Below are 26,330 nucleotides of genomic sequence, written 5' to 3'. Positions count from 1 at the left end.
GGAATTTAGAATTTGCGATCAGTTTATTTAGCCTACATACTGCAAGCGATATTTTTTGCATCGACTCCAATGAATTTTTATTTCAGCCCGCTCCCGAAGTGGTTTTTGTTATGAATCCGTTTGCTGCAGGATGGCACCGTCGGCATGCAGGGTAATGCTGTTGCCTGGCAGCCAAAGGCGAATTAGCGCATGATCGTGCGCGATCGCCCTTCCGGGCTGAAACTGTTTTTACTGGTGCGCGGTTCGATCCTGCCGCGCATCCGCATCACGCTGGTCGTCAACATCCTGGTTGCCACGCTGGTAACCATCAGCCATGGCGACCTGTTCGACCTGAAGATCACCCTGACCGCGATTCCATTTACTTTGATCGGCTTGCCGCTGGCGATTTTTCTGGGTTTTCGCAATACCTCCGCCTACGATCGCTACTGGGAAGGACGCAAGCTGTGGGGCGAACTGGTACATAGAAGCCGCAGCCTGTCGCGCCAGTGCCAGAGCCTGATCTCCGATCCCGAACCTGCCAATGCCAGCCTTGGCCTGCAAGATGTGCGGGTGCGCATGATCTATCGCGCGATCGCATTCGCCCATACTTTGCGGCAACACTTGCGCGACATCGACAACCCGGCAGAATTGCAGGCGCTGCTGCCGGAACCGGAATGGCGCCAGATGCTGCGCTCGTCCAACAAGCCGGATTACCTGATGCTGCGCATGGGCATGGATTTGCGCCGGTGCATGGATGAGGGTCGCATCGATGCCTGTCTGGCCAACGGCATCGATACCACCTTATCTTCGATGGCGTCTGCCGCCGCGGCCTGTGAGCGCATTCTCGGCACGCCGATTCCGTTTTCCTACACGCTGCTGCTGCACCGGACCGCTTATCTGTACTGCTTTTTGCTGCCGTTCGGTCTGGTCGATTCGCTCGGCTTCATGACGCCGTTTGTGGTCGCCATTGTGGCCTACACTTTTTTCGGCCTGGATGCGCTCGGCGACGAAATCGAAGAGCCGTTCGGCAACGACACCAACGATCTACCGCTCGATGCGCTGTGCCGCACCATCGAAATCAACCTGCGCGAATCGCTCGGCGATCCACACATTCCGGCGCCGTTGCTGCCCAAGAATTATTGCCTGACCTGAAACCGGTGCATGTGCCGGATAACCGTGACTTTTCCCATTTTGTGACACGAGGATTGAAAAATGCTTGAAAACTACCAGGATCGCATCCGCTCACCGCAGCTGCGCAGCAAGGTAACCACTGCCGCTGAGGCCGCCACATGGGTACACGATGGCATGACCGTCGGCATGAGCGGTTTTACCCGCGCCGGCGACGTCAAGATAGTGCCGCTGGCGCTGGCCGAGCGGGCCCGTCATGAACAGTTGAAAATCACGCTGATGACCGGCGCTTCGCTCGGCCACGATGTCGACAAGGCATTGACCGAGGCCGGTGCGCTGGCACGCCGGATGCCGTTCCAGTCCGACCCGGTGCTGCGCGCCGCCATCAATCGCGGCGAAGTGATGTATATCGATCAGCATCTGTCGGAGCTGGTTGAAATGCTGCGCACCCGGCAGATTGCGCCGATCGACGTCGCCATCATCGAAGCGATTGCGATTACCGAAACCGGCGCCATCATTCCCAGCACCTCGGTCGGCAACAGCGCCAGCTTCGCGATCCTGGCCGACAAGGTGATTGTCGAAATCAACCTGAACCAGTCGCTGGAACTGGAAGGCTTGCACGACGTATTCATCCCCAAGCTGCGGCCGCAACGCGAACCGATCCCTTTGATGACGCCGCATGACCGGGTCGGCACCACGGCAATTGAAATTCCGCTCGAAAAAATCGTCGCCATCGTCATTACCAACGAGCAGGACAGCGCCTCCACCATCCTGCCCGCGGATGCGGAAACGGCCGCCATTGCCGGCCATCTGGTCGATTTCTTCCAGCAGGAAGTGGCCCAGGGGCGGCTCACCAACAGCCTGCTGCCGCTGCAGGCCGGCATCGGCACCATCGCCAATGCGGTGATGATGGGTTTTGTCGATAGCCCGTTTGAACACATGACGATGTATTCGGAGGTGCTGCAGGATTCGACCTTCGATCTGTTCGACGCCGGCAAGCTCGATTTCGCTTCCGGCTCCTCGATCACGCTGTCATCTAAAAAAAGCAAGCAAGTGTTTAGCGACTTTAGCCGCTACAAGGATCGGCTGGTATTGCGCCCGCAGGAAGTCAGCAATCATCCGGAAGTGATTCGCCGCCTCGGCATCATCGCCATCAATACCGCGCTGGAAGCGGACATCTACGGCAATGTCAATTCGACCCATGTGCTGGGCACCCACATGATGAACGGCATCGGCGGCTCGGGCGACTTCGCGCGCAATGCCTATCTGTCGGTATTCGCCACCAAATCGGTAGCCAAGGGCGGCAAGATATCCAGCATCGTGCCGATGGTGACGCACGTCGACCATACCGAGCACGATGTCGACATCCTGGTCACTGAAGTCGGGTTAGCCGACCTGCGCGGCCTGGCGCCGCGCGAACGGGCCCAGGTCATCATCAACCAGTGCGTGGCCGAGCCCTACCGCAGCCTGCTCAACGAGTATGTAACCGAAGCCAATCAGCGCGGCGGCCATACACCGCACATACTGGAAAAAGCGTTTGCATGGCACAGCCGCTACCGCGACACCGGCTCCATGCTGCCGGCGATCAAGAATCCTGACGCGGAAATTCAGCTGACCAGATTGTTGTCCGGGCAGGCGGAGAGCCCAGAAACGCTGGGGGCTTAAAATCCATAAAAAGTATGAATTCGGCATGAATTAGCAGGGGTATGCCAAATAACATGGCATATTCCACATGATTTCATTGCGTGATATGAAAATACATACCATTGTATATTCGCATCCCACGTTACCTTTTTCAGCTCAAATCAGCCGGCAGCGTATCGTTGCCGGGTCTTTTTGCAAGACGTCAATCAATGGTTGCGGAATCAGGCCATCGACATCGGTGACCGCATAGCCGAGCGCGCCGCGGGTCTGCAATTGCTGGGCGACGATATTCAGGCCGAACTGGGCGAATTGCTGGTTCATGCGGGCAATCACGCCAGGTTCATTGCGGTGCACATGCAGGATGCGGCTGAGCGCCCCTTTGTCCTGATGCGCCACTTCCGGGAAGTTCACAGACGACTTGGTGGTACCCGCCAGCAGGAAGCGCGCCAGCTTGTCGGCGACTTCGAGACCGATGTTTTCCTGTGCTTCTTCGGTGCTGCCGCCGATATGCGGAGTCAGGATTACGTTATCAAGGTCCAGCAGAGGCGACACGAACGGTTCTTTTTCGCTGCTGGGTTCGACCGGGAAGACGTCAATTGCCGCCCCCGCCAGCTTCTTGTCGCGCAACGCCCGGTCAAGCGCATCGATATCGACCACGTTGCCGCGCGACGCGTTGAGCAGCACCGCCGATGGTTTCATCTGCGCGATGCGCTCGGCGTTCATGATGTTTTCGGTGCTGCGCAAGCCCGGCACATGCAAGGTGACGATGTCAGCCTGCTCCAGCAACGCCTGCAGCGAGAACACCGGCATGGCGTTGCCCAGCGGCAGCTTGTTTTCAGGATCGAAGTAGACCACCCGCATGCCGACGCTTTCGGCCAGAATGCCGACCTGGGCGCCGATATTGCCGTAACCGATGATTCCGATGACCTTGTTCCTGACTTCAAATGCGCCCTGCGCATTCTTGTCCCAGACCCCGCGATGCGCCCGGGCGTTCTTCTCCGGTATGCGGCGCAACAGCAGGATCGCCTGCGCAATCACCAGTTCGGCCACCGAACGGGTATTCGAATACGGCGCATTGAATACCGGCACGCCATGCATTGCCGCCTCGGCGAGGTTGACCTGGTTGGTGCCGATGCAAAAGCAGCCGATGGTTTTCAAGTTGGGCAAGGCCGACAAGACCTCGGCTGTCATATGCGTGCGCGAACGGATGCCGACCGCATCTGCGTCGGACAGCGCAGCCAGCAGTTCCGCCCCCGCCAGCGCAGCCGGTATCTGCACCACATTGGTCAGGCCGAACGAAGCCAGATGGGCCCGTGCATTCGGGTGAATATTTTCCAGCAGGACGATCTTGTTCATCGCATTTTCCTATCCGCAAGTTAAAGATGTATTTCAAATAAATATTAACATAGCGCGCAAAAACAGGTTTTCCGGCGGCGCACGCGCTAAGTTTCATCTCACCAAATTCAGCTGGCGGTCGTTGATTGAGAAATTGCAGTCAACACCAACTCCGTGTCGGTAACTTTAAGGTTCAGGATATGCGCGTCGATCTGATCGTGAATGTAGTCATTGCATCAATTGATGTCGCCTAAATTATTCGCATTGACGTAAATTCACCTACTCCGCATCAACTTGCCTAGCTGGAGATGCGTTCTGAAATGCATCCATCGATTCACACGCAGCGACGATACGTTGGATAGTTGGCAGTCCATCTAGCGGATAATTAAAGCGGCGAGCGTTGAATACCTGGGGGATCAAGCAGCAATCGGCCATGCCCGGAGTCTCACCATGACAGAAAGTGCCGGTACGCAGGTCGCAGGCAAGCAGCTTCTCAATCGCCGCCAGTCCTTGGTTCACCCAGTGCCGGTACCAATCATTTTTTTGATCTTCGCTGATCCCCAAGTTTTTAGTCAGATAGCTCAGTACCCGCAGGTTGTTGAGGGGGTGAATGTCACAAGCAATGGTTTGAGCAATGGCCCGCACGCGGGCCCGGCCCTCGGCATCGGCTGGCAGCAACGGGACTTGCGGGTAGGTTTCATCCAGCCATTCGATGATTGCCAGCGATTGCGTCAGCACCCCGTTTTCCATTTGTAATGCAGGCACAATGCCGAGCGGACTTTTTTCCCGATATTCCGCCTGGTTCTGCTGACCGCCATCGCGCAAGAGGTGAACAGGCACGGCCTCATAAGGCAGGCCCTTCAGGTTCATGGCGATGCGAACCCGGTACGCCGCAGAACTGCGGAAATAAGTAAAAAGCTTCATCCGACGTAGTGCTCCACGCGTTGCTCAATGGCGCCAAAGATGCTTTTGCCGTCAAGGTCGAGCATCTCGATGCGCACCGTGTCACCAAATTTCAGGAAGCTGGTTTGCGGCTTGCCGGTCTCAATCGTCTCATACATGCGCACTTCGGCCAGACAGCAGTACCCCACACCGCCATTAGCAATTGACGAACCGTTGAGGCCGCCTTGCTTATTTGACACCGTGCCGGAACCAATGATCGAGCCAGCCTCCATTTCCCGGGTCTTGGTGACGTGCGCCACCAGTTGCGGGAAGCTAAAAGTCATGTCTGTTCCGGCATCCGGCTTGCCAAACATCTGGCCGTTGATATGTACGATCAAGGGACGATGCACCCGACCTTCGCTCCAGTCGTTGCCCAGTTCATCGGGTGTGATCGCCACTGGACTGAACGCTGTGGCTGGTTTGGATTGAAAGAAACCAAAGCCCTTGGCCAATTCCCCCGGAATTAAATTGCGCAGCGACACATCGTTGACCAGCATCAACAGGCGAATAGCCGGTGCGCACTGCTCGGCTGTGGTCCCCATTTTCACATCGCCGGTGATCACGGCCACTTCGGCTTCCAGATCGATGCCCCAGTCTTCCGACAAGGTGTAGATCGGGTCGCGCGGACCGACGAAAGAGTCAGAACCGCCCTGGTACATCAGTGGATCGTTCCAGAATTCCGCTGGTAGTTCGGCACCGCGGGCGCGGCGTACCAGTTCCACGTGATTCACATAGGCCGAACCGTCAGCCCACTGATAGGCCCGCGGCAGCGGCGAATGGCAGAGCAACGGGTCAAACGGCACCGCATCGGTGGCGGCGCCGCTGTTGAGCGCTTCATAGACCTGCTGCAGTTGCGGCTCGCAGACGGCCCAGTCGTCCAGCGCGGCCTGCAGCGTGCGTGCGATAGCGGGCACCGGGCGGCAGTGTGTCAGACTGCGGTTAACGACGACCAGCGTGCCATCGCGGCCGCCTTGTTTAAGTGTCGCAAGTTTCATTTTCTTTATTCTCCAGAGTAGCTGCCGTCATGCATCCAGCGCGCGTGTTGCGGTGCTTTTTTGGTAATGGCCCATTCGTTGAGCATGTCCCACTTGGCCTCGTCGAGCATCTTGGCCATCTTCGGTGTGCCGGTGTTAGCGCACAGTTCCAGGCGATGACCGCTCGGGTCGAAGAAATAGATGGACTTGAAGATGGTGTGATCGGTTGGGCCAAGCACTTCAATGCCGTCCGCTTCCAGTTTGGCTTTGGCCTCCATCATGGCCTCGAGCGATTCGACCTGCAGCGCCAAGTGCTGGGTCCACACCGGGGTGTTAGGGTCACGCCCCATCGGCGGCTGGGTCGGCAGCTCGAAAAAGGCGAGCACGTTGCCGTTGCCAGCGTCGAGAAAAACGTGCATGTAGGGGTCGGGTTCTTTGGTCGATGGCACCTCGTTCTCGGCAATTGCCAGGATGAAGTTCATGTTCAGGTATTTTCCGTACCACTCGACTGTTTCCTTGGCGTCCTTGCAGCGGTAAGCAACGTGGTGGATTTTCTGGATTTTCATTTTGGGTTCTCAAAAAATAATCGTCAAACTTGCTCAGGCATCACAGGTCGCGCAGTGCGGCCTGAACATGGGCATCGAAGACCTTGGGGTTGGCCAACGCGTTGGCGTTAAGCAGTGCCAGCTTCACCAGGAACAATTCGGCCTTGTCCTGGCCTGCCTGGTCGATGGCGGTGGCCAGGGCGTCGTACACGGTTTCCAGGCCAGGGATGGTCAGGGCGTTTTTGGGTGTAGTCATGGAGCTCTCCTATTACTGGGTCAGGGCGATGTTCAGGGCGGCTTGCAGGCGCGTCGCGTCCAGCGTCAGCCAGCGCGCACAGACGTGCTGATCGGGGCGCAGCAGGTAAGCGGCACCGCTGGCTTGCACGCCGTAGCGCTGACGGAAGTGACCGTTGACGTCTGCCAAGGTCAAGTCGGCACCGGCCACGGGCTGAGTTGCCCCGACGGCAATCACCTTCAACGGCACACCCCGGGCGTGGGCCGCACTCACCACTTGCTGCATGGATTCAGGAAGCGCGGCAGCTTCCGTGAAGTACAGCAAGTCAAAGCCACCGCCCAAGTGATCGAGCAGGAAGTCGTTGGGTGCCAGACGGATGTTTTGTGGCGGCGCGCCGTGGGCGGGGCCGGACCTGAACAGCGCGTTGTCGTCGCCTTGGCTGTTGAGCACCGAATCGGTGTACTCGTGCGGACGCGAGGTGCGCCAGTGGTAGAGCGGTCGCACGAATTCTTCGGTCAGCGACAACGACAACACGGCATCGCGCAGCAGGCGAAAACCCGGGCTGGGCGGCGCCATGAAACGTGTGCTCTTGCCCGCTTCGTCGATAATTTCACGCGCTGCGCGAACGCGCTCGGCGCTGTGGTTGGCCAGTAGCTTTTCGCTCGCCAGACCCTTGACCACGAAAGCCAGGTGCCAGGCCAGCGATTGCGCATCCTGAAAGCCCGTATTGGCGCCGCGCACGCCGAAGATCGGCAGCAGGTGGGCAGCGTCACCAGTGAAGAGCACACGGCCTTGCACATAGTCTGGCAGCGTCAGGGTACGGGCGGAATAGACTGAGTTCCAGTCCATCTCCCAAGGCACTCCGGCATGGCCGATCATGGCCAATTGGGCGTCGATACGTTGCTTGAGCGACTCAGGCTTGAGCGCTTCTTCGGGCGTTTCGCCGGGGGGCAGTTGGTAGTCCACGCGCCAGATGCCATGCGGCTCGCGGTGCATCAGAATAGTATTGCCAGGGTTCCACTCAGGGTCAAAGTAGGCCAGACGCTCGGTCGGCAGCGGCAGATCGATGCGAATATCGGCGATCACGAAGAAGCCCTCATAGGAAGAGCCTTCCATCTGCAGATTCATGGCCGTGCGAATTTCGGAGCGGCCACCGTCGGCAGCGACCAGCCAGTCGGTCTCCAGCGTGTACGGACCTTCGGGGGTATCGATGATAACGCGAGCCAGGCCGGACTCCTGATCCACCTTGACCACCTTGTTGCCCCAGCGGAAGTCGATCAGCGGGCTTGCTTGGCAGGCATCAAGAAGGTATTCCTCCATGTACTGCTGCTGGATGTTGATCATCGGGAAGAATCGGTCGTCCGGGTCATGCGGGGCTTCCATGCGGAACACGCGCTGGCCACGGTAGTAGGAGTTGCCGAAACGCCAGGGCAGGCCGTTTTCGGTCATGCGGTCGGCCACACCGACCTGTTGCAGGATTTCCATTGAGCGACGGGTGAAGACTATGGCGCGACTACCTTGGGAGACTTGCAACTCCGAAGTCACAACAACGCTGGGGACACCCAGGCGTGCCAATTCCAGTGCGGCAACCATGCCCGCAGGGCCGGAGCCGGCGATGACCACTTTCTTGCGGTCCTGCGCCGGATGGGCCGAGGGTAGCCAAGGCTTGAAGACCTGGTAGTTGTAATAGATCGAAGGACGGGCTTCAGTAGTTGGTTGATGCATATTAATTCCCTTAGATTCAGCAGATTACCGAAGAAAAACGTATGTATTTTTGGTAATGAACTAGTTCAAGCACTTGTTTTCATGCGTTCAATGCTGCTGCCGTTTTCTTTCGGCCACCGATGGGCAGAAGCAATACAATGACCACACCAGCTAACATCAGTGTGGACGAATACAGCAGGCCGGATGTGAAGCTGTGTGTCGCATCCCTCAGCCAGCCGACGATGAGCGGATTGAGCGCCGAACTGATGTTGCCCATCGCGTTGATCACCGCGATGCCTATTACCTGAGCCTTGAAACTGAGGGCCTGGTCAGGCGTGGTCCAGAAAATCGACATGGCGGTATAGGAGCCGGCCGAGGCCATGCAAACCCCGAGCATCTGGATCGCCGGGTTGCTCGACATTGCCGTAAAAAGCCAGCCTGCCGCCGACATCAGCATCGGCAACACCAGGTGCCAGCGGCGCTCCTGCTTGCGGTCTGAACGACGGCCCCACCAGATCATGGCAATGATGGTCGCCACCTGCGGGATCGCGGCCAGCAGACCGATCGTACTGTTGCTCGCATCGGCGCTGAAGCTCTTGACGATGAGCGGCGCCCAGACGGCCACCATAGCAAGCGTATTGACAAGGCAAAAATAGGCGACCGCGAACTTGATGACGGTCAGCGACGTCAATTCGGCAAATAGGCTGCGCCCGCCAGAGGCGTCCGGCACGGCGGTGCCGGCTTTGAGCGGCGCCGGCATGCGCTTGGTTTGCAGGCTGTGCGCCAGCACCGCTTTCTCATCTGCGGATAGCCACTTCGCGTATTCCGGCTTGTCGTCCAGGTAGGAAAAAACGATCAGGCCGAGGATGGCCGATGGCAGGCCTTCCAGCATGAACAACCATTGCCATCCCTTCAACCCCAAGGTGCCGTCCAAGGCCAGGATATAGCCTGACATTGCTGAACCCAGTGCGGCAGTCACCGGCATGGCAATCATGAACAGCGCGTTGGCGCGAGCGCGGTAGGTCGGTGGAAACCACAGTGTCATATACAACAGCATGCCTGGCAGGAAACCCGCCTCGGTGATGCCGACCAGCACGCGCAGCAGGTAAAGTGTGTTCGGACTGGTCGCAAACATCGTCGCAGTGGATGCCAGGCCCCAGGCAATCATGATCGTACCGATCCAGCGCCGGGCACCAATACGCGCCAGCATGATATTGCTTGGAATGCCGCAAGCAATATAGGCAATGTAGAACAGTGTTGTCGCCAGGCCGAACTGGGTCGATGTCAGGCCCAGGTCTTTCATCATGGTCAAGCCGGCAAAGCCGATGTTGATGCGGTCCAGAAAGGAAAAAACGAATAGCAGGAAGATGAACCACAGCAGGCGTTTGGTCACTTTGCCAACCACTTGCTTTTCGACCTCGACTGCGCGGGCGGCTTCGGTGCCGCTGGATAGGGATTGGGCCCCCGATGGGATTGATTGCAGCATGTTGCTTGTCTCCTGATTTTTATCTGAATCTGAAAGAAATATTCGCGATCTTTTGATCGGCCTGTAATCGGCAAATGCGACCATGCCACGCTCTTTTTTCTATTAGAGTCCAGTTTCAGATATCATTCAAACGGTATTTTCTTATTGATTTATCGGATTATCTTATGAGTCCTAGCCTACGCCAGATGCGCGCCTTCGTCGCACTTGCCAAAACAGGTAGTTTTACTATGGCCGCCGCGCATCTGAATGTCACCCAGTCTGCGCTTAGCGGGCTAATCAAGGAGCTCGAACAGGTGCTGGGTGCCAAGGTATTCGAGCGCAGCACCCGCAAGACGGAGTTGTCGGAACTCGGACGCGAGCTATATCCACTGTTCGACAAGATGATCCAGGATCTTGATGGGGCCATGCTGGATATTGCCAACCGCAAAGCGCTGAAAAATGGCATGGTACGGGTCGCCGCACCGCAAATGATGTCGTGCACCCTGCTGCCGGAAGTGATTGCAGCCTACCGGCTTGAACATCCCGAGATACAGGTAAGACTGGTCGATTGCCCGGTGGAGAACGTGTCCGGGCGCGTGTTCAGTGGCGAGGTCGATTTTGGCATCGGCCCGGAGCGCGATCCGACCCCGGAAATTGTTGCGCAGTTGCTGTTTGAGATGCCATTTGTCGTGGTGTTTCCGAATAACCATCCACTGGAAAAGCGCGAGCGCATCAGCTGGTCCGACGTCAACGATTTCCCGTTCATCGCACTGCAGGGGCAATTTACCGTGCGGCTACTGCGCGATATGCACACTTCGTTGCGCGATCTGTCGCTCAGTCCCTATAACGAAGTCACGTTCATGACGACCGCGCTGGCCATGGTCAGCGCCGATCTGGGTATCACGACGTGCCTGCCGTACGCGGAACCGATGGTCAAGCTGTATCGGTTGCAGATGCGGCTGCTGCAAGATCCCGAGCTCACGCGCAAGTTTTTCGTATATACCAAAAGCGGCAGGTCCTTATCGCCGGCAGCCGAAAGTTTCATCGCTTTTCTGTTCAAGTTTGTCGCTGCACATGAATGGAATGTGACTGTCGCGCGCACCGGGTTAACCGGACAATTGATTTCCAGCAAATAGTCGACAGACTCTTGACCGGATCGGCACGCAAACGGCGCCGGGACGCGTGGCCACCATCATTGCACAGCCCGGCGCCGTGTGCGACGGCATGAGCTACCTGATCACGCCGGAAGTATTCGACCACCTCGACCATCGCGAGAAAAACGGCTATCTGCGGCTGACAACGGATATCACTTTTGAAGACGGCAGCAGCGTGGAAGGACTGGTCTACATTGCCACCGAAGACAATACCGCCTACCTCGGCGCAGCCTCCGAACTGCAAATAGCACGGCAAATCGCTAGGTCGAAGGGGCCGAGCGGCCCCAATCGCGATTACCTAAACGATCTGGCTGTGGCCTTGCGCGAGTTGGGAAAAACCGACCCGCACGTGGCCGCCATCGAACAGCATCTGGCGCAGCTGAACCAGGGCTGACCTGCCAAGAAACTTGCACTCGCAACAATCAAAACAAATCCGGTCGGAAGCGCCGCGCTTCAAGCAGCTGCGGCTGCCGCTCCCGTTCATGCCGAGCCGTTCTACGGCTTTTTCAAAACGCTGCCGGATCAGATCCGTCCCACACGCCATCGCCGTGCATGCGCGTGGCGAAACTGCTCTCGTAATCTTTGCCGCCGCGCATCTCGCGCAGCCGGTTCATGACGCGCTGCGCCCGGTCCGGGAAATGCGCTTCCAGCCATTACTGAAACTGCGAACGGACTTCCCACTGCAGGCGCAGCACAATGTAGTGGGTGTTGATGGTCCCGGCTGTTGCCAATCGCACGAAACTGATCTATTTTTGAAAATATTATCGTCATTAACTGATCCTGCCACGGAGGGGAAAAGGCGCCGCCAAGCACTGCCGCGCTAGTGTGGTGTTGCACGCTATCAGGCACATAAAAGCGCGCCTTCAGGCATGAAACACCACACTAGCGAAACAGCCGCAGCCGGGCCAGCACAGCCAGGATCACGGCGACCGCTGCCGCGGTCAGCGCAACCTGGCTCCAGGATAATGCGCTGAAGTGGAACAGTTCGCGCAGCGCCGGCATATATAGCGCCAGCGACAGAATCAAAAGCGCGCCGGCGACAATCCACCACAATACGGGGTTGGGAAGCGCCAAGGCGCGGCGCAAGGTCAGCGTCCAGCAGCGGTTAATGAAAATCAGGCCGATGTCGCCGATGATCATGGCCGTGAACACAATCGCCCGCGACTGCGCTTCGCCGAGGCCGGCCAGCTGCGCCAACTGATACATCGCCAGCAGCAGCGCCAGCAAAACCACGCCCTGGCGCACGCCGATCAGCAGTATTTTGCGATCAAAAATCCTGGCATTGGGCGGGCGCGGCGGACGCTGCATCACATCGGACTCCTCCGCTTCGGCCTCGAAGGCGATCGAGCAGGTCGGGTCGATCATCAATTCGAAAAACACGATATGCACCGGCAGCAATATCAGCGGCCAGCCCAGCATCACCGGCAGCAGGGACATGCCGGCAATCGGAATATGCACCGCGATGATGAACACCACCGCCTTGCGGATATTGTCGAAAATGCGCCGCCCCAACCGCACCGCCGCCACGATTGAGGAAAAATCGTCGTCCAGCAGCACCAGCGCTGCGGCTTCGCGCGCGACATCGGTGCCGCGCCCGCCCATCGCGATGCCGATATGAGCCGCCTTCAGCGCCGCCGCGTCATTGACGCCGTCGCCGGTCATGGCGACGATTTCGCCGGCATCTTTCAGCGCAGTCACCAGGCGCAGTTTCTGCTGCGGCATCACGCGGCAAAAGATATTCACCTGCGCCAGCCGGCGCTGCAACTGGGCATCGTCCAGCGCATCGAGCTCGGTCCCGGTGAGCAGGCCATCGGCGGCATTCAGGCCGCTCTGGCGGGCAATGTTGAGCGCCGTTGCCGGGTAATCGCCGGTAATCATGACGACGCGGATGCCGGCCGCATGGCATTGCGCAATGGCATCCTGAACCGAGGGCCGCAGCGGGTCTGCCAGTCCGATCAGGCCGAGAAAACGGAACGTGAAATCATGCTGAATCGCCGGCAGATCGGGTGGCTGGAACGAGGCCCTGGCCACCGCCAGCACCCGCAAGCCCTGCTGCGCCAGTTGATTGACCTGCGCGGTAATAGCGGCCACCCGTTCCGGCCCCAGATGACACAGGTCGATCACGGCTTCCGGCGCGCCTTTGGCGGCGATTACGTAGTGCGCCCGATTGGGCGACTGCCAGACGCGCGACATCGCCAGCAATTCGGGCGACAGCGGGTATTCCTCGACCAGGGTCCAGCCGTGGTGGATATGTTCGGTCCCGGCCAGCGCGCTGTTGCCGGTTTCCTGGATCGCCTTTTCCATCGGGTCGAACGGGTCGCGATGGCTGGCCAGCATGGCGAACTCCAGCGTTTCATGGAAAATTTCGGCAAAGCTTTCCGGTGCGGCACTGGCAGCAGCGTCGAATACATGCGCTGCGCGATCGACCATGATCTGCGTCAGCGCCATGCGGTTTTGCGTCAGAGTGCCGGTCTTGTCAACGCACAGCACGGTCGCCGCGCCCAGCATCTCGATGGCCGACATGCGGCGCGTCAGCACTTGTTTCTTGGCGATGCGCCAGGCACCCAGCCCGAGAAAAATCGTCAGGACCAGCGGCAATTCCTCCGGCAACAGCGCCATTGCCAGCGTCAGGCCGGCCAGCAAGCCGTTAAGCCAGCTGCCCCGGGTGAGCGCATACCAGACCGCCAGCAAGACCACCAACACGATGCTCGACAAGGCCACCACCTTGACCACCTGTGTGGTTTCCCGCTGGACCCGGCTGGGCTCATCTTCCAGCGCAACCAGCGCGCGGCCGATGCGCCCCAGCGCGGTCTGGCCGGCAATCGCCACCACTTGCGCCTGCCCCTTGCCCTGCACCACCAGCGTGCCGGAAAAAAGAAAGGGCAGATCGTCGCCGCCGGGCTCGCCCATGGCATCGTCCGGCACTAAGGACGCAGCGCTGCCGGCCTGCTTCCGGACCGGCACCGATTCGCCGCTGAGCATCGATTCGTCGACCGTCATGCTCTGGCTGCCCTGCAGAATCGCATCGGCCGGCACGCGGTCGCCCTCGCTCAAAAAAATGATGTCGCCGCACACTATTTCCCGCCCGGCAATGCGCTGGCGCCGGCCGTCGCGCAGCACCAGTGCGCGTGGGCTGGACAAATCGCGCAAGGCTTCCAGCGCCCGTTCGCTCTTGCGTTCCTGCACGAAGCTCAGGCCCATCACGACGAACACCGAACCGAGCAGAATGAAGGCATCTTCCCGGCTGCCCAGAACCAGGTAAATGCCGCCGCAGGCAACCAGCAGGATTAGCATCGGCTCGCGCACCACCATCCAGGCAATCGCCAGCAGCGAGCGCGGCTTGGCCGAAGGCAACTCATTCCAGCCCTCGCTGCGCTGGCGTTGCTGGACTGTTGCTGCGGTTAAACCGGTATCGGGATTAGTGGGATTGCGCATGAAAAACCTCTGGGTATGACACAGCCGAGCTTAGTGCAGGCGCGCGCACCGGTGCTTGCACAAGATCAAAACTTTCAGGCAGCGCCAGTACAGTCTGAAGATGCTTGCCAGACAACGTTTGACATGGCCCTGTTTATCTATGGCAAATCCGCAATATTGCACGTTGACAATTGAAGGCTATAGAGCGCAGTTATCAGGATGATATTTTTAGTAAGAATGTGTTACATACGATGAGTTTTACCTGTCCAAATCGATATGGATTTGCTATTGTTCATGCGTCAATGAACATCCGCATCCGCTGCATCAATGAAATTATATACGCGCCTCGGCGCATCTTTACTCCTGGGCACTGCGAAAATCGAACTCTCTGGCTCAGGCCAAATCTCGTATTCTTTTGTTGTACCTGACAGAACCGTAGAAGCCTCCGAAAAAATCGCCCAGCGCACTGTCATCCGCTAATGATGACATCTTTCCTGAAGTCCAGAAATATCGCTACCGGAGCCGGGGTTTTTCGCGTTCTGTCCCCGTTTCTTTACGCATCGGCGCTACTGCATGCGGGATTCTCCTTGCCTTGGCGGCAAGATTTGTACACCACTTATGCGCAGCTGGGCGCAACGGTTGCGCTGGTGCTCTTGCTGCTGCTTGCATTGCAGCGCCTGCTTTTCAGTGCAGCGCCGCAACTTACGCGCAGGCACAGCCTGATCGAGTGTTGCGCCACGCTGGCGGCGGTGATCACACTGGCGCTGCCGCAATCGCAGACGGCTTTTCCCTGGCTGGTCATGATGGCGTGCCTGTTTCCCCTGATTCTGAGCGGTCGGCCGATGCTGGGCGTGGTGACGGCGGTCGGCCTGGCTGGCGTACTGCTCAACCTGTTCGCAAGCGCATCCACCAGTGATTTGCTATCCCAGTTTTTCGTTACGCTGTTTGCCGGTTCAATCGGAATATTGCTGTCCGAAGCGCTGCGTTTTCACCTGGTTACCGCACGCAAGTCGCGCATCAATCTGGCTCGCTTCAATGCGATTGCCCGCGTCACCCATAATCTTTTCATTATTACCGATGCCGATTTCAAAGTGCTTTTCGTGAATCGGGCAATCAAGGAAATCATCGGCTATACGCAGAACGAAATTTTAGGCAATGCCCTGCCGTCCTCGATCCATCCGGACGATCTGGCCGCCTACCAGAAAAACTTGCGTGCACTGCACAAATTACCCAACAGCACCGTCTTTACCCGCTACCGGCTGCAACACAAGAATGGCCACTGGATATGGCTGGAAGCCTATGGCTACAACATGCTGCATGACGAGGCCATCAATGGCTTCGTGTTCTCCATCGTCAACATTACCGAGCGCAAGCTGGCGGAGCAGAAACTCGACGATGAACGTACGCTGCTGCGCGCGGTGCTGGATCACAACCCGTCGATGATGTATGCCACCGATCTGACCGGGCGCTTCACGATCAGCAATCAGAGTTTCCAGCGCCGCTTTGGTTTTCTGTCGGAAGAGGATTTGCGCGGCAAAACCAGTCATGATGTGATGCGGATGCAAGCCACAAACATGCAAAAGCATATTGCCCGACAGCTCGCGCATGAAAGCCAGTTGCACGATATCAAGATCATGCAAAACGGCGAGCCGGTACAAAGCATCGAAATCGAGGGGATTCTCGAAAATGAGGCACCGCGCTGGTACAAATCCAACAAATACCCATTGCGCGACAGCAATGGCAAGATCATTGGCATTCTCAACACCATGCGCGACATTACCCGCCGCAAGGAATACGAAATCCATCTGAAGTACCAGGCGCTGCACGACCCATTGACCGGCTTGGCCAACCGGCGTTACATGCTGCAAAGCATTGCCAGAAGCATGGAACTGTTTCGCACGACAGGGGAGATGTCTACCATACTATTTTGCGATCTCGATTTCTTCAAGAACGTCAATGACATCCACGGCCATGAATTCGGCGACAAGTGCCTGCGCGAAATCACCCGGCGCATCAACCTGCACCTCAACGATACAGATTTTGCCGCCCGCTTCGGTAGCGATGAATTCATAATTCTGGTCAAGGCTGCGCAGGCGGATGCCAAGGTCAAGGCCCAGGCGCTGTTGCAGGCGTTGTCGGTGCCGCTGATCATTAATGACGTCGTGGTCAAGGTCGGCGCCAGCATCGGCATTGCCCGCATGCGCGCCGACCACAAAAATCCCTCCGAACTGATACGCGATGCCGATGCTGCCATGTATCAAGCCAAGGAACAGGGCCGCAACCGCATCGAAATTTTCGACGCTTCGCTGCACGACATCTCGACCCGGCGCGCCCAGCTTGATGCCGCGTTGCATTTCGCGCTGGAGCGCAATGAATTCAGCATCCTGTATCAGCCGAAAGTATCAATGCGCGATGGCAGCCTCAAGGGGCTGGAACTGCTGCTGCGCTGGAACAGCCCGCAGCATGGCGAAATTTCTCCGACCGAATTCATCCCGATTGCAGAGAGCAACGGCCTCATCGTGCCGATCGGCTTGTGGGCGCTGGAACAGGCCTGCAAACAGCAACGGCATTGGCAAACCGCATTCCCGGATGCGGGCGGAGCGGTTGTCGCAGTCAATGTTTCAATGCGTCAATTGCTGCAATCCGCATTCCTGCCGGCAGTCACGCGCATCCTGGAAGAGTCGGGCGTGACGCCGGGCACCATCGAACTGGAATTGACCGAAACTTCGGTCATGGCAAGCCCGTTGCAGGTAATAGAAAACCTGGCGTTGCTCAAGCGTCTCGGATTGCGTCTGGCACTGGACGATTTCGGCACCGGCTATTCTTCGCTGGCGTATTTGCAAAAGCTGCCGATCAACACGCTGAAAATCGACAAGGCTTTCGTGACCGGCATCGCAAAAAGAAAGAGCGATAAAGAAATTGTTCGCCTCATCATCGCCCTGGCCAGGACATTGGCGCTCGAGATCGTCGCAGAAGGCGTGGAAACCCAGGAACAGGTAGTCGAACTGAGCCGATTGGGATGCGAGATCGGACAAGGCTTTCTGTTTTCGCCGCCGATTGGCGCGCCGGAAGTCGAAAGATGGCTTGCCATGCAAGAAGACCGGCGCACCGAAATCGCCCCCGAATATATCCGAATCGATTAACCACACAGCACGATTGCCGCCATATCCGTTATAGTCTCCTAAACAACTCACTCATTGCCCCCATGAAATTTGATGTCGTCATTATCGGTAGCGGCTTGGCCGGCCTCTCCGTAGCGCTGCACCTGGCCGAAAACCATCAAGTTGCCGTCGTCACCAAGCGCCATCTGCTCGACGGCGCCAGCAACTGGGCCCAGGGCGGGATTGCCGCCGTGCTCGATTCCGGCGACAGTTACGCGCAGCATATCGACGACACGCTGGTCGCCGGCGCCGGCCTGTGCGACGAGACGGCCACCCGCAACATCGTCGAGCATGGGCGCGAAGCGATCGAATGGCTGATCGCCCAGGGCGTGCCGTTTACCCGCGACGGCAGCGCCGAGCTCGGCTATCACCTGACCCGCGAAGGCGGCCACAGCCAGCGCCGCATCATCCACGCGGCCGATGCCACCGGCCACGCGGTCCAGGTCACGCTGGAAGAGAAAGTGCGCAAGCACCCGAATATCACGCTGCTGGAAAATCATTACGCAATCGACCTGATCACTTCCGACAAGCTGGAGCAGAAATCACCCTCGCCGCAATGCGTCGGACTGTACGTGCAGGATGCCGCCAGCGGCCGCGTCATCACGATTGCCGCCGGCCACACCGTGCTGGCCACCGGCGGCGCCGGCAAGGTGTATCTGTACACCACCAATCCGGATACCGCCACCGGCGACGGCATCGCGATGGCCTGGCGCGCCGGCTGCCGGGTCGCCAACATGGAATTCATCCAGTTCCATCCGACCTGCCTGTATCACCCCTACGCCAAATCGTTCCTGATTTCGGAAGCGATACGCGGCGAAGGCGGCCTGCTGAAGTTGCCGCCGGAAGCTGGCGCAGCAGCCGGCCTGCGTTTCATGCCGGAACACGACGCCCGTGCCGAACTGGCGCCGCGCGACGTAGTCGCCCGCGCGATTGATTTCGAAATGAAAAAACGCGGCCTCGATTATGTCCACCTGGACATCAGCCACCAGAGCCCGGAATTCCTGCAAGAGCATTTTCCAACCATCTATGCGCGCTGCATGGAACTCGGCATCGACATCAGCAAGGAGCCGATCCCTGTGGTACCGGCGGTGCATTTCACCTGCGGCGGCGTAGTCACCGACTTGCATGGCAGCACCGATCTCGCCGGTTTGTATGCGGTGGGCGAGACCGCCTACACCGGGCTGCATGGCGCCAACCGTCTGGCCAGCAATTCGCTGCTGGAATGCGTGGTGCTGGGTCGCGCTGCCGCGCTGGAAATCGGCCGTACACCAAGGGCCGTCCACCCGGCGCTGCCGCAATGGGATGAAAGCCGCGTCACCGATGCCGATGAGGAAGTCGTGATTTCCCATAACTGGGATGAATTGCGCCGCTTCATGTGGAATTACGTCGGCATCGTGCGCACCAACAAGCGCCTCAATCGGGCGCAACACCGGATCAGTTTGCTGAAGGAAGAAATCGACGAGTATTACGCCAATTTCCGCATCACCAGCGACCTGGTGGAATTGCGCAATCTGGTCGAAGTCGCTTCGCTGATCGTCAACAGCGCGTTGCTCCGGCGCGAGAGCCGCGGCCTGCACTACAGCCGCGACTACCCCTACACCCTGCCCAAAGCCCTGCCGAGCGTGCTGTCGCCGGAACGGCGCTAGAGGCCGGTCTGACATGAAAAATGCACGGCAGCATACTGCTCCGTGCATTTTTTAATACCACAATATATCCGCGCGAAAACTTGCCAGTTTTAAGGCATACTCCCGGAAAATAATCTGTCAGACGTTCAATTTCCCGGTAATCCGCAATGAATAATCGGTCGCCTGCACATCCTTGGTCAGGCCGCCGATCGAGATCCGGTCGACGCCGGTTTCAGCAATCGCGCGCAGCGTCGTCATGTTGATGCCGCCGGAGGCTTCCAGCAACGCCCGTCCGGCGGTCATTTGCACCGCTTCGCGCATCGCATCGGTGCTGAAATTATCCAGCAGCACCGATCTGGCGCCAGCTGCCAAAGCCTCCTCCAGTTGCTGCAGGGTCTCGACCTCAATCTGGATCGGCGCCCCGGAACGCAAGCCCAAGGCCGCAGCCAGCACCGCGCCGATGCCGCCGGCGGCGGCAATGTGGTTTTCCTTGATCAAGATGCCGTCATACAAGGCCAGCCGCTGGTTCTGGCCGCCGCCCACGCGCACCGCGTATTTCTGCGCCAGCCGCAATCCCGGCAAGGTCTTGCGGGTATCCAGGATGGCGGCGCGGGTGCCTTCGATCGCCGTCACGTAACGCCGGGTGGCGCTGGCCACGCCGGACAGCAATTGCAGAAAATTCAAGGCGCTGCGCTCGGCGGTCAGCAGCGCGCGCGCCGGCGCTTCGATGGTGCAGACCAGGCTGTCGGCCGCCATCAGATCGCCCTCCGCGTAACGCCACTCGATCCGGATGCCGGGATCGACCGATTGCATTACGCCCTCGAACCACGGCGCGCCGCATAGCACGGCCTGTTCGCGCACCAGCACCCGGGCGCTGACCCATTCGTGCTGCGGCACCAGCAGGCCGGTGAGGTCGCCGCTGCCGATATCCTCTTGCAGCGCAATGCGGATGTTTTCTTCAAAGGCGGCCGCCAGAGCGGCATCCATCGGGGCAAATCGATTGGTCAGTGTGCTCATGCCGGTCCGATCCCTGAAAACAGCTTGGCTTCCTGTGCCAGATCGGCGCCGGGGCGCACATTGGCTTTCTTCTGGGCCGCGAAATCGAGCATGCGGTCGATGCACAGCACCGCTTTGCGGCCGATCTCGGGATCGACAAAGACTTCGTTCTTGCCGCTTTCCAGCGCATCGGCCAGGTTGGCCAGGCCGTTCATCGCCATCCACGGGCAATGGGCGCAGCTCTTGCAGGTGGCGCTGTTGCCGGCGGTCGGCGCCTCGATGAAGCGCTTAGTCGGCGCGGCCATGCGCATCTTGTGCAAAATGCCGTTATCGGTGGCGACGATGAAGGTATCGGCATCCAGCGTCTGGGTAGCCGCAATCATTTGCGAAGTCGAGCCGACCACATCGGCCAGGGCCACCACTGCCTCCGGCGACTCCGGGTGCACCAGCACCTTGGCATGCGGATATTGTTGCTTGAGCAACTCCAGTTCGATTGCCTTGAATTCGTCGTGCACCAGGCACGAGCCCTGCCACAGCAGCATGTCGGCCCCGGTTTTTTTCTGGATATAGCTGCCCAGATGCTTGTCCGGCGCCCACAGGATTTTTTTGCCCTGTGCATGCAGGTGGGCCACGATATCGAGCCCGATCGAGGAAGTCACCATCCAGTCGGCGCGGGCTTTTACTGCCGCGCTGGTATTGGCGTACACCACCACGGTACGGTCCGGATGGGCATCGCAGAAGGCGGCGAATTCGTCCGCTGGGCAACCCAGGTCGAGCGAACAGGTCGCATCCAGGTCGGGCATCAGCACGCGTTTTTCAGGGCTGAGGATTTTTGCCGTTTCGCCCATGAAGCGCACGCCGGCGACCACCAGCGTCCTGGCCGGATGATCGCGGCCGAAGCGCGCCATCTCCAGCGAATCCGAGACGCAGCCGCCGGTTTCCTCGGCCAGGTCCTGGATGTCGGGATCGACATAGTAATGCGCGACCAGCACTGCATCGCGCTCCTTGAGCAAGCGCCTGATACGCTCTTTCAGCGCGACTTTCTCGGCGGGCGACGGTGCGGCCGGGGTGCGGGCCCAGGCCTGCGCGGTACAACTGGAACCGGTTTCCATTTGCGGACGCTCGAATTCAACGGGTTTGATCACTTGAGTTTGCATATGCTGTTTGTCCAGTGTGGCACTGTTGACGATGGCTTTCGGTGTGGCTGATATCGGCGCGTTACAGGATAAATCAAGGTGTCCAATATCATCCTGAAAATACGTGCAGGCTCGGCAATGAATGGATGTCTTCCCTGAAAACCATTACATGCGCTGCACGGTCTGCTATGCTTTGAATTGTGCTCTATTCGGCGCAATAAAAAACGATTCTTCGGCAGACCGAATTTTACTCCCGTTTTCAACATGAAATGAACCGGCGCAGCATTTGCGATCGTGCCGACCCGGCAATGATCTACCGCCTGAACCCGCTCTCCCATGGACAATAGCATTTTCGATAAATCCCAAAAAGGCCGCGAAGAGATCACCATGCGCAAGCATGGCCTGGCACTGCGGTTGCGTCCGCTGCTGGTGATGATCGACGGCCAGCACAGCACTGCCGATTTGCTGGCCCAGGTGTCCGGGCTCGGGCTCGGCGAACACAGCATCCGGGAGTTGCTCGAGAATGGCTACATTCAATTAATCGATAGATAGCCCGTAAATGAAAAAACGCACTGACGACTAGCAGCAGTGCGTTTTTCCAGGCTAGCCGCAGCGTTAATCGATGCCCTGGCTGCTCAGATAATCCTCGTAATTACCCAGGAAGTCGACGATTCCGTCTTCCTTGATCTCCAGGATGCGGGTTGCCAGCGAGGAGACGAACTCCCGGTCGTGCGATACGAAAATCAGCGTGCCCGCATATTTTTCCAGTGCGATGTTGAGCGACTCGATGGTTTCCATATCCATGTGGTTGGTCGGCTCGTCCATCAGCAGCACATTGTGGCGGCCCAGCATCAGCTTGCCATAGGTCATGCGGCCCTTTTCGCCGCCGGACAGCACTTGCACTGATTTCTTCACGTCGTCGCCGGAAAACAGCAGGCGGCCCAGAATCGAGCGCACCGCCTGGTCGTCGTCGCCTTCCTTGGTCCAGCGCCCCATCCAGTCGGTCAGGTTAAGGTCGCTGGCGAAGTTTTCGGTCGGATCTTGCGGCATGTAGCCGACGTCCGCATGCTCGGCCCATTTGGCAAAACCGCTATCCGGCTGCAAGCCGCATATATCGCCGCCGATGCAGCGCAGCAAGGTGGTTTTGCCGATGCCGTTGGCGCCGATGATGGCGATGCGTTCGCCGGCTTCGACCATCAGGTTGACGTTCTTGAAAATCGTGTGGTCGTAGCTCTTGCTCAGGCCCTGCACTTCGACCGCCAGCCGGTGCAGTTTCTTCTCGCCGTCGAAACGCACGAACGGGTTCTGGCGCGAGGACGGCTTCAGGTCCTCGACCTTGATCTTCTCGATCTGCTTGGCGCGCGAAGTGGCCTGGCGCGCCTTCGATTTGTTGGCGGCGAAGCGGCGCACGAAATCCTGCAGTTCTGCGACCTTTTCCTTGGCCTTGGCATTCACCGATTGCTGCTGCTGGCGCGCCTGGGTGGAGGCGAACATGTAGTCGTCGTAATTGCCCGGATACACCTTCAGCGTGCCGTAATCCATATCGGCCATGTGGGTGCAGACCTGATTCAGGAAATGGCGATCATGCGAAATGATGATCATGGTCGAATTGCGCTCGTTGAGCACGTCTTCCAGCCAGCGGATGGTGTTGATGTCGAGGTTGTTGGTCGGCTCGTCCAGCAGCAGGATGTCCGGATTCGAGAACAGCGCCTGCGCCAGCAGTACCCGCAATTTCCAGCCGGGCGCGACGTTGCTCATCGGCCCCTGATGCTGCTCGATCGCCACGCCGACGCCCAGCAACAGTTCGCCGGCGCGCGATTCGGCGGTGTAGCCGTCGTACTCGGCGAACTTCGCCTCCAGTTCGGCGGCCTTCATGTAATCGTCGTCGGTGGCTTCCGGATTGGCGTAGATCGCGTCGCGCTCGGCCATCGCCGCCCACATCTCGGTGTGGCCCATCATCACCACATCGAGTACCCGCATCTCTTCAAAGCCGAACTGGTCCTGGCGCAGCTTGCCCAGGCGCTCGTTGGTGTCGAGCATGACGGTGCCGGCCGACGGTTCGAGATCGCCGCCCAGTATCTTCATGAAGGTGGACTTGCCGCAGCCGTTGGCGCCGATCAGTCCGTAACGGTTGCCTTCGCCGAATTTGACGGAAATGTTTTCGAACAACGGCTTGACGCCGAACTGCATGGTGATGTTTGCTGTAGATAGCATCTCTTTTTTCGATCTTACGTAGTTAAATCAAGGACTTAGCCTTGAATCGTTGATTAATCGTGTGGCATCTTACACTCTCTTACGTGTTTATAAGAGCTTTTGCAATCAATGACTTAACGTTTTATTTTCAGAAAATATCGCGCCAATGACTGAATGGACAAAACAGGATTCTACAGCAGCTTGCGCTCAGGGCTGGGATGTGTTCGAAATATGGGACGCCCGGCTCACGCTGGAAATCCAGCGCGACGACGCCTCCAACATCTTCCTAACCGACGAAGCCGCGCGCGCGTTCGTCAAGGAACGTGCCAGTGCTACCTCCTTCCGCGATGCGCTCTGCCATAAGGCGTGGTCGCTCGTATTCCGCAGCAAGATCGCTCCACCGTCAGAAAGGAAAAGAAAATGACCCAGCCCGACTTTACCTATTACCAGAAGGAGACGCTGTTCGACATCTCGTTCAATCTTGGGCACGCATGGGGCCGGTTCGCTTCGGAAGCCCAAGACCGGATTATGGACAGCATCGGCGGCTCCCGCTCGCTGGCCGAGCTGGCAATGTTGTGGGCTGAGGAGTTCGACAAGGCATTTGCGGTGAGGATAGCCGCCGATCCGGACTGCGACACCTACATGGAGGACGTCGACAGCTTCTTCCATGAGAAGTGGGAATTATTTATCGCCGGCCATGTGGCCGAGCGAATGGCTGAAGGAGTAAATGCATGAACACCGTATCTGAAGAATGGGGCATGGCCTGTCCCGCCTGTGGCCGAGACGATAGCCTGGACATCGCTTTCGAGGCGTGGACACGATTGACAGCTGATGGTACTGACGACTCCCTACCAGCCGACAGCACCCACGAGTGGGGGGAGGCCTCCGCGTGCATTTGTAGCTATTGCAACTGGAGTGGCACTGTCGCCGATACTGAGATAGGAGAACCCGCATGAGCTTCAAACCGATGCTGGCCAAAGAGTACGACCCGGCCAAACTGATCTTCCCCTGCTACGCCTCGCCCAAGCTCGACGGCATTCGCGCCTCGGTCGTGGGCGGGAAACTGCTGTCGCGTTCGCTGAAGCCAATCCCGAACAAGCATGTCTACAACCTGCTGTCGGACAAACGCTTCGAGGGCTTCGACGGCGAGCTTATCGTCGGTGACGTCACCGCGTTGAACGTGTTCAGCAACACGACCAGCCATGTGATGAGCCATGACAAGGTGTTCGACTTCACCTATTTCGTGTTTGACCTGCATGACTGCGAAATGGGGTTCGATGTACGTTACGCGCGGCTGTGCCGCCGCGAACACCACGGGGTCAATATCGTGTTGCTGCCCCAGACCCGGATTCACAACGAAGCCGGGCTGGCTGAGTATGAAGCCGCGCAAGTCGAGGCCGGCTACGAGGGCGTAATCCTGCGCAAGATCGACGGCCTTTATAAATATGGCCGCAGCACCGTGAATGAAGGCTATCTCTTGAAAGTGAAACGCTTCACCGATGGCGAGGCCACCATTATCGGCTTTGAGGAGCAGATGAAAAACGACAATGAGAAGACCGTCAACGAGCTGGGTCGCAGCAAGCGCAGCAGCCACCAGGAAAATAAGCATGGTAAGGGCACGCTCGGCGCGCTGATCGTCCGAGACCTCGTGACCGACGTCGCATTCAACATCGGCACCGGTCTGGATGACGCCATTCGGGCGGATATCTGGGCGAAGCGGGAGGAGCACCACGGCCTTGTCGTGAAGTATAAGTCGTTCGAGGTCGGCGTCAAGGACAAGCCGCGCCACCCTGTCTTTCTCGGCTTCCGGGACGGGAGGGACATGTCATGACGATCAGGCTACCTATAATCGAAACACATGTGTGCAGTTGTGAACGGTTGAGTATTGAGGCCGCGATCGTTCATGCAAGAGAAGTCGCCGCATCGTCTGAGACTGACTGCCCCTATCAACACCTTCAACTGGCCTCATGGCTAGAAGAGTTTGTTGCCTGCAAGGAGCGGAATGCGGAACTGGCAGAGCGCCTTGAATGGGCTAGGCAGGACCTGATAAGGCAGGCGGACGAGATGGACGACATGGCAGCGCAGATCGCAGCGCAGGCGGGTGGGCGGGAGCTTGCTGGGTATGGCATAAAGAACAAAGCTACTGGCAAGTTCGGTAGTTGGCTGTATTCTCAAAAAGAATGGGCAGAGGACGCAGTGTTGAAGTCCAAGCCGCCCTATCAAGAGTTCTCATCTAATGAGTATCTTGGCCCGATTCCGCTCTATGAGAATTCGACATCAGCGCCAGCCAACGCCCTAGCCATCGCGCAGGCTGCGCTTGAGGCGGCAGCGAAGGTCTGCGAAATAGACCACCCGCACACATTCGCGCGGTCTGTTGGCAGTTCTATCCGCGCCATCCCGCCGCAATCAATACTCGATTCGATGGAGGAATGACCAACTCAAAACACCCTGACTTCGACTGGCACGCCAAGGGCATCTGGATGATCGTCGACCGGCTCGGCCAGGAGTGGCACCCGACGATCAACGGCACGCCGCATGGCTGCCGCGCTACCTTTCTGAGAATGGAGAACCGGCCATGGTCACGCCTCGTGGCTGACGGCTACTACGTGCAGAAGTTCGTCCCGGCAGCATAAAACAAAAGGAGGCTCCCTCACGGTGGCCTCCCTTCTTACATACATGACATCCTTTGGACGGCTATTT

At 58.4% G+C, this 26,330-nt stretch carries 22 protein-coding genes and 2 pseudogenes; 12 read left to right on the top strand and 12 right to left on the bottom strand.

The features are described from left to right. The first annotated feature begins 189 nt into the window (after positions 1-189). Positions 190-1,131, top strand: a complete 942-nt coding sequence (locus tag HMCN_RS0100695; protein ID WP_025915562.1) for a bestrophin family protein — start codon at positions 190-192, stop codon at positions 1,129-1,131. Between the two features lie 60 nt (positions 1,132-1,191). Further along, positions 1,192-2,772 (top strand): acetyl-CoA hydrolase/transferase family protein, encoded by a 1,581-nt coding sequence (locus tag HMCN_RS0100690; RefSeq protein ID WP_025915561.1) that lies wholly within the window; start codon positions 1,192-1,194, stop codon positions 2,770-2,772. 135 nt (positions 2,773-2,907) lie between these two features. Here the strand turns inward: HMCN_RS0100690 and serA are convergent, their stop codons facing one another. The 7 genes from serA to HMCN_RS0100655 form a co-directional block, all read right to left on the bottom strand. Then, the gene (serA, locus tag HMCN_RS0100685) at positions 2,908-4,107 is read right to left on the bottom strand and encodes a phosphoglycerate dehydrogenase (protein ID WP_025915560.1); all 1,200 of its coding nucleotides are present in this window, start codon (positions 4,105-4,107) and stop codon (positions 2,908-2,910) included. Between the two features lie 258 nt (positions 4,108-4,365). Continuing rightward, on the bottom strand, positions 4,366-5,010 hold the full coding sequence (gene maiA, locus HMCN_RS0100680; RefSeq protein ID WP_025915559.1) for a maleylacetoacetate isomerase: 645 nt from the start codon (positions 5,008-5,010) through the stop codon (positions 4,366-4,368). Beyond that, entirely contained in the window at positions 5,007-6,023 is a 1,017-nt protein-coding gene (locus tag HMCN_RS0100675; RefSeq protein WP_025915558.1) for a fumarylacetoacetate hydrolase family protein, read from the bottom strand. Before HMCN_RS0100675 ends, maiA begins: the two co-directional genes overlap by 4 nt. Before the next feature lie 5 nt (positions 6,024-6,028). Then, positions 6,029-6,568: a VOC family protein gene (locus HMCN_RS0100670; RefSeq protein ID WP_025915557.1), complete on the bottom strand. Its 540-nt coding sequence runs from the start codon at positions 6,566-6,568 to the stop codon at positions 6,029-6,031. A 40-nt stretch (positions 6,569-6,608) separates the two neighbouring features. Next, the gene (locus HMCN_RS0100665) at positions 6,609-6,803 is read right to left on the bottom strand and encodes a hypothetical protein (protein WP_025915556.1); all 195 of its coding nucleotides are present in this window, start codon (positions 6,801-6,803) and stop codon (positions 6,609-6,611) included. Between the two features lie 12 nt (positions 6,804-6,815). Continuing rightward, positions 6,816-8,507 carry an FAD-dependent monooxygenase gene (locus tag HMCN_RS0100660; protein ID WP_025915555.1) on the bottom strand — a complete coding sequence of 564 codons (1,692 nt, stop codon included), beginning with the start codon at positions 8,505-8,507 and terminating at the stop codon, positions 6,816-6,818. 79 nt (positions 8,508-8,586) lie between these two features. Continuing rightward, positions 8,587-9,972: an MFS transporter gene (locus HMCN_RS0100655; RefSeq protein WP_025915554.1), complete on the bottom strand. Its 1,386-nt coding sequence runs from the start codon at positions 9,970-9,972 to the stop codon at positions 8,587-8,589. Between the two features lie 164 nt (positions 9,973-10,136). On the opposite strand from HMCN_RS0100655, the gene HMCN_RS0100650 reads away from it, so the two are divergent. Both HMCN_RS0100650 and HMCN_RS0100645 read left to right on the top strand, forming a co-directional pair. Beyond that, on the top strand, positions 10,137-11,087 hold the full coding sequence (locus HMCN_RS0100650; protein ID WP_025915553.1) for a LysR family transcriptional regulator: 951 nt from the start codon (positions 10,137-10,139) through the stop codon (positions 11,085-11,087). A 13-nt stretch (positions 11,088-11,100) separates the two neighbouring features. Then, positions 11,101-11,499 (top strand): annotated as a pseudogene (locus HMCN_RS0100645) (gamma-glutamylcyclotransferase); the annotation flags it as partial. 84 nt (positions 11,500-11,583) lie between these two features. On the opposite strand, the pseudogene HMCN_RS19700 reads toward HMCN_RS0100645, so the two are convergent. Next, positions 11,584-11,833 (bottom strand): annotated as a pseudogene (locus HMCN_RS19700) (radical SAM protein); the annotation flags it as partial. Positions 11,834-11,987: 154 nt separating this feature from the next. Further along, on the bottom strand, positions 11,988-14,540 hold the full coding sequence (locus tag HMCN_RS0100635; protein WP_025915551.1) for a cation-translocating P-type ATPase: 2,553 nt from the start codon (positions 14,538-14,540) through the stop codon (positions 11,988-11,990). 566 nt (positions 14,541-15,106) lie between these two features. Here HMCN_RS0100635 and HMCN_RS0100625 point away from each other — a divergent pair. Both HMCN_RS0100625 and nadB read left to right on the top strand, forming a co-directional pair. Next, on the top strand, positions 15,107-17,662 hold the full coding sequence (locus tag HMCN_RS0100625; protein ID WP_238551888.1) for an EAL domain-containing protein: 2,556 nt from the start codon (positions 15,107-15,109) through the stop codon (positions 17,660-17,662). 62 nt (positions 17,663-17,724) lie between these two features. After that, positions 17,725-19,326: an L-aspartate oxidase gene (gene nadB, locus HMCN_RS0100620; protein WP_025915549.1), complete on the top strand. Its 1,602-nt coding sequence runs from the start codon at positions 17,725-17,727 to the stop codon at positions 19,324-19,326. Positions 19,327-19,443: 117 nt separating this feature from the next. Here nadB and nadC read toward each other — a convergent pair whose 3' ends face one another. Then, positions 19,444-20,322 carry a carboxylating nicotinate-nucleotide diphosphorylase gene (gene nadC / locus HMCN_RS0100615; protein ID WP_025915548.1) on the bottom strand — a complete coding sequence of 293 codons (879 nt, stop codon included), beginning with the start codon at positions 20,320-20,322 and terminating at the stop codon, positions 19,444-19,446. Beyond that, complete coding sequence (gene nadA / locus HMCN_RS0100610; RefSeq protein WP_025915547.1) at positions 20,319-21,458, bottom strand: quinolinate synthase NadA; 1,140 nt, start codon at positions 21,456-21,458, stop codon at positions 20,319-20,321. Before nadA ends, nadC begins: the two co-directional genes overlap by 4 nt. A 315-nt stretch (positions 21,459-21,773) precedes the next feature. On the opposite strand from nadA, the gene HMCN_RS0100605 reads away from it, so the two are divergent. Then, positions 21,774-21,989, top strand: a complete 216-nt coding sequence (locus HMCN_RS0100605) for a hypothetical protein (RefSeq protein ID WP_025915546.1) — start codon at positions 21,774-21,776, stop codon at positions 21,987-21,989. Positions 21,990-22,052: 63 nt separating this feature from the next. On the opposite strand, the gene HMCN_RS0100600 is transcribed toward HMCN_RS0100605, so the two are convergent. Continuing rightward, positions 22,053-23,651, bottom strand: coding sequence for an ABC-F family ATPase (locus tag HMCN_RS0100600; protein ID WP_025915545.1), 1,599 nt, complete (start codon positions 23,649-23,651; stop codon positions 22,053-22,055). 199 nt (positions 23,652-23,850) lie between these two features. Here HMCN_RS0100600 and HMCN_RS0100595 point away from each other — a divergent pair, with 199 nt between their 5' ends. From HMCN_RS0100595 to HMCN_RS0100575, 5 genes are all read left to right on the top strand, one after another. Then, complete coding sequence (locus tag HMCN_RS0100595; RefSeq protein ID WP_155837288.1) at positions 23,851-24,054, top strand: hypothetical protein; 204 nt, start codon at positions 23,851-23,853, stop codon at positions 24,052-24,054. Then, positions 24,051-24,365, top strand: coding sequence for a hypothetical protein (locus HMCN_RS0100590; RefSeq protein WP_025915543.1), 315 nt, complete (start codon positions 24,051-24,053; stop codon positions 24,363-24,365). Before HMCN_RS0100595 ends, HMCN_RS0100590 begins: the two co-directional genes overlap by 4 nt. Positions 24,366-24,582: 217 nt before the next feature. Next, positions 24,583-25,461 carry an ATP-dependent DNA ligase gene (locus HMCN_RS0100585; RefSeq protein WP_025915542.1) on the top strand — a complete coding sequence of 293 codons (879 nt, stop codon included), beginning with the start codon at positions 24,583-24,585 and terminating at the stop codon, positions 25,459-25,461. Beyond that, positions 25,458-26,063 (top strand): hypothetical protein, encoded by a 606-nt coding sequence (locus HMCN_RS0100580; protein ID WP_035625127.1) that lies wholly within the window; start codon positions 25,458-25,460, stop codon positions 26,061-26,063. Before HMCN_RS0100585 ends, HMCN_RS0100580 begins: the two co-directional genes overlap by 4 nt. After that, on the top strand, positions 26,060-26,263 hold the full coding sequence (locus tag HMCN_RS0100575) for a hypothetical protein (protein WP_025915540.1): 204 nt from the start codon (positions 26,060-26,062) through the stop codon (positions 26,261-26,263). The genes HMCN_RS0100580 and HMCN_RS0100575 overlap by 4 nt, the downstream gene beginning before the upstream one ends. Positions 26,264-26,330: the final 67 nt, after the last annotated feature.

The organism is Herminiimonas sp. CN, assembly GCF_000622895.1.
GTDB lineage: Bacteria > Pseudomonadota > Gammaproteobacteria > Burkholderiales > Burkholderiaceae_D > AVCC01.
The sequence above is the reverse complement of the archived record's forward strand: the minus strand, read 5'-3'. Positions and strand labels throughout refer to the sequence as shown.

Excerpts from the sequence above, each read along its gene's own strand:
- HMCN_RS0100695 (WP_025915562.1), top strand. The coding sequence starts at position 190 with ATGATCGTGCGCGATCGCCCTTCCGGGCTGAAACTGTTTTTACTGGTG.
- HMCN_RS0100690 (WP_025915561.1), top strand. The coding sequence starts at position 1,192 with ATGCTTGAAAACTACCAGGATCGCATCCGCTCACCGCAGCTGCGCAGC.
- serA (WP_025915560.1), bottom strand. The coding sequence starts at position 4,107 with ATGAACAAGATCGTCCTGCTGGAAAATATTCACCCGAATGCACGGGCC.
- maiA (WP_025915559.1), bottom strand. The coding sequence starts at position 5,010 with ATGAAGCTTTTTACTTATTTCCGCAGTTCTGCGGCGTACCGGGTTCGC.
- HMCN_RS0100675 (WP_025915558.1), bottom strand. The coding sequence starts at position 6,023 with ATGAAACTTGCGACACTTAAACAAGGCGGCCGCGATGGCACGCTGGTC.
- HMCN_RS0100670 (WP_025915557.1), bottom strand. The coding sequence starts at position 6,568 with ATGAAAATCCAGAAAATCCACCACGTTGCTTACCGCTGCAAGGACGCC.
- HMCN_RS0100665 (WP_025915556.1), bottom strand. The coding sequence starts at position 6,803 with ATGACTACACCCAAAAACGCCCTGACCATCCCTGGCCTGGAAACCGTG.
- HMCN_RS0100660 (WP_025915555.1), bottom strand. The coding sequence starts at position 8,507 with ATGCATCAACCAACTACTGAAGCCCGTCCTTCGATCTATTACAACTAC.
- HMCN_RS0100655 (WP_025915554.1), bottom strand. The coding sequence starts at position 9,972 with ATGCTGCAATCAATCCCATCGGGGGCCCAATCCCTATCCAGCGGCACC.
- HMCN_RS0100650 (WP_025915553.1), top strand. The coding sequence starts at position 10,137 with ATGAGTCCTAGCCTACGCCAGATGCGCGCCTTCGTCGCACTTGCCAAA.
- HMCN_RS0100635 (WP_025915551.1), bottom strand. The coding sequence starts at position 14,540 with ATGCGCAATCCCACTAATCCCGATACCGGTTTAACCGCAGCAACAGTC.
- nadB (WP_025915549.1), top strand. The coding sequence starts at position 17,725 with ATGAAATTTGATGTCGTCATTATCGGTAGCGGCTTGGCCGGCCTCTCC.
- nadC (WP_025915548.1), bottom strand. The coding sequence starts at position 20,322 with ATGAGCACACTGACCAATCGATTTGCCCCGATGGATGCCGCTCTGGCG.
- nadA (WP_025915547.1), bottom strand. The coding sequence starts at position 21,458 with ATGCAAACTCAAGTGATCAAACCCGTTGAATTCGAGCGTCCGCAAATG.
- HMCN_RS0100605 (WP_025915546.1), top strand. The coding sequence starts at position 21,774 with ATGGACAATAGCATTTTCGATAAATCCCAAAAAGGCCGCGAAGAGATC.
- HMCN_RS0100600 (WP_025915545.1), bottom strand. The coding sequence starts at position 23,651 with ATGCTATCTACAGCAAACATCACCATGCAGTTCGGCGTCAAGCCGTTG.
- HMCN_RS0100590 (WP_025915543.1), top strand. The coding sequence starts at position 24,051 with ATGACCCAGCCCGACTTTACCTATTACCAGAAGGAGACGCTGTTCGAC.
- HMCN_RS0100585 (WP_025915542.1), top strand. The coding sequence starts at position 24,583 with ATGAGCTTCAAACCGATGCTGGCCAAAGAGTACGACCCGGCCAAACTG.
- HMCN_RS0100580 (WP_035625127.1), top strand. The coding sequence starts at position 25,458 with ATGACGATCAGGCTACCTATAATCGAAACACATGTGTGCAGTTGTGAA.
- HMCN_RS0100575 (WP_025915540.1), top strand. The coding sequence starts at position 26,060 with ATGACCAACTCAAAACACCCTGACTTCGACTGGCACGCCAAGGGCATC.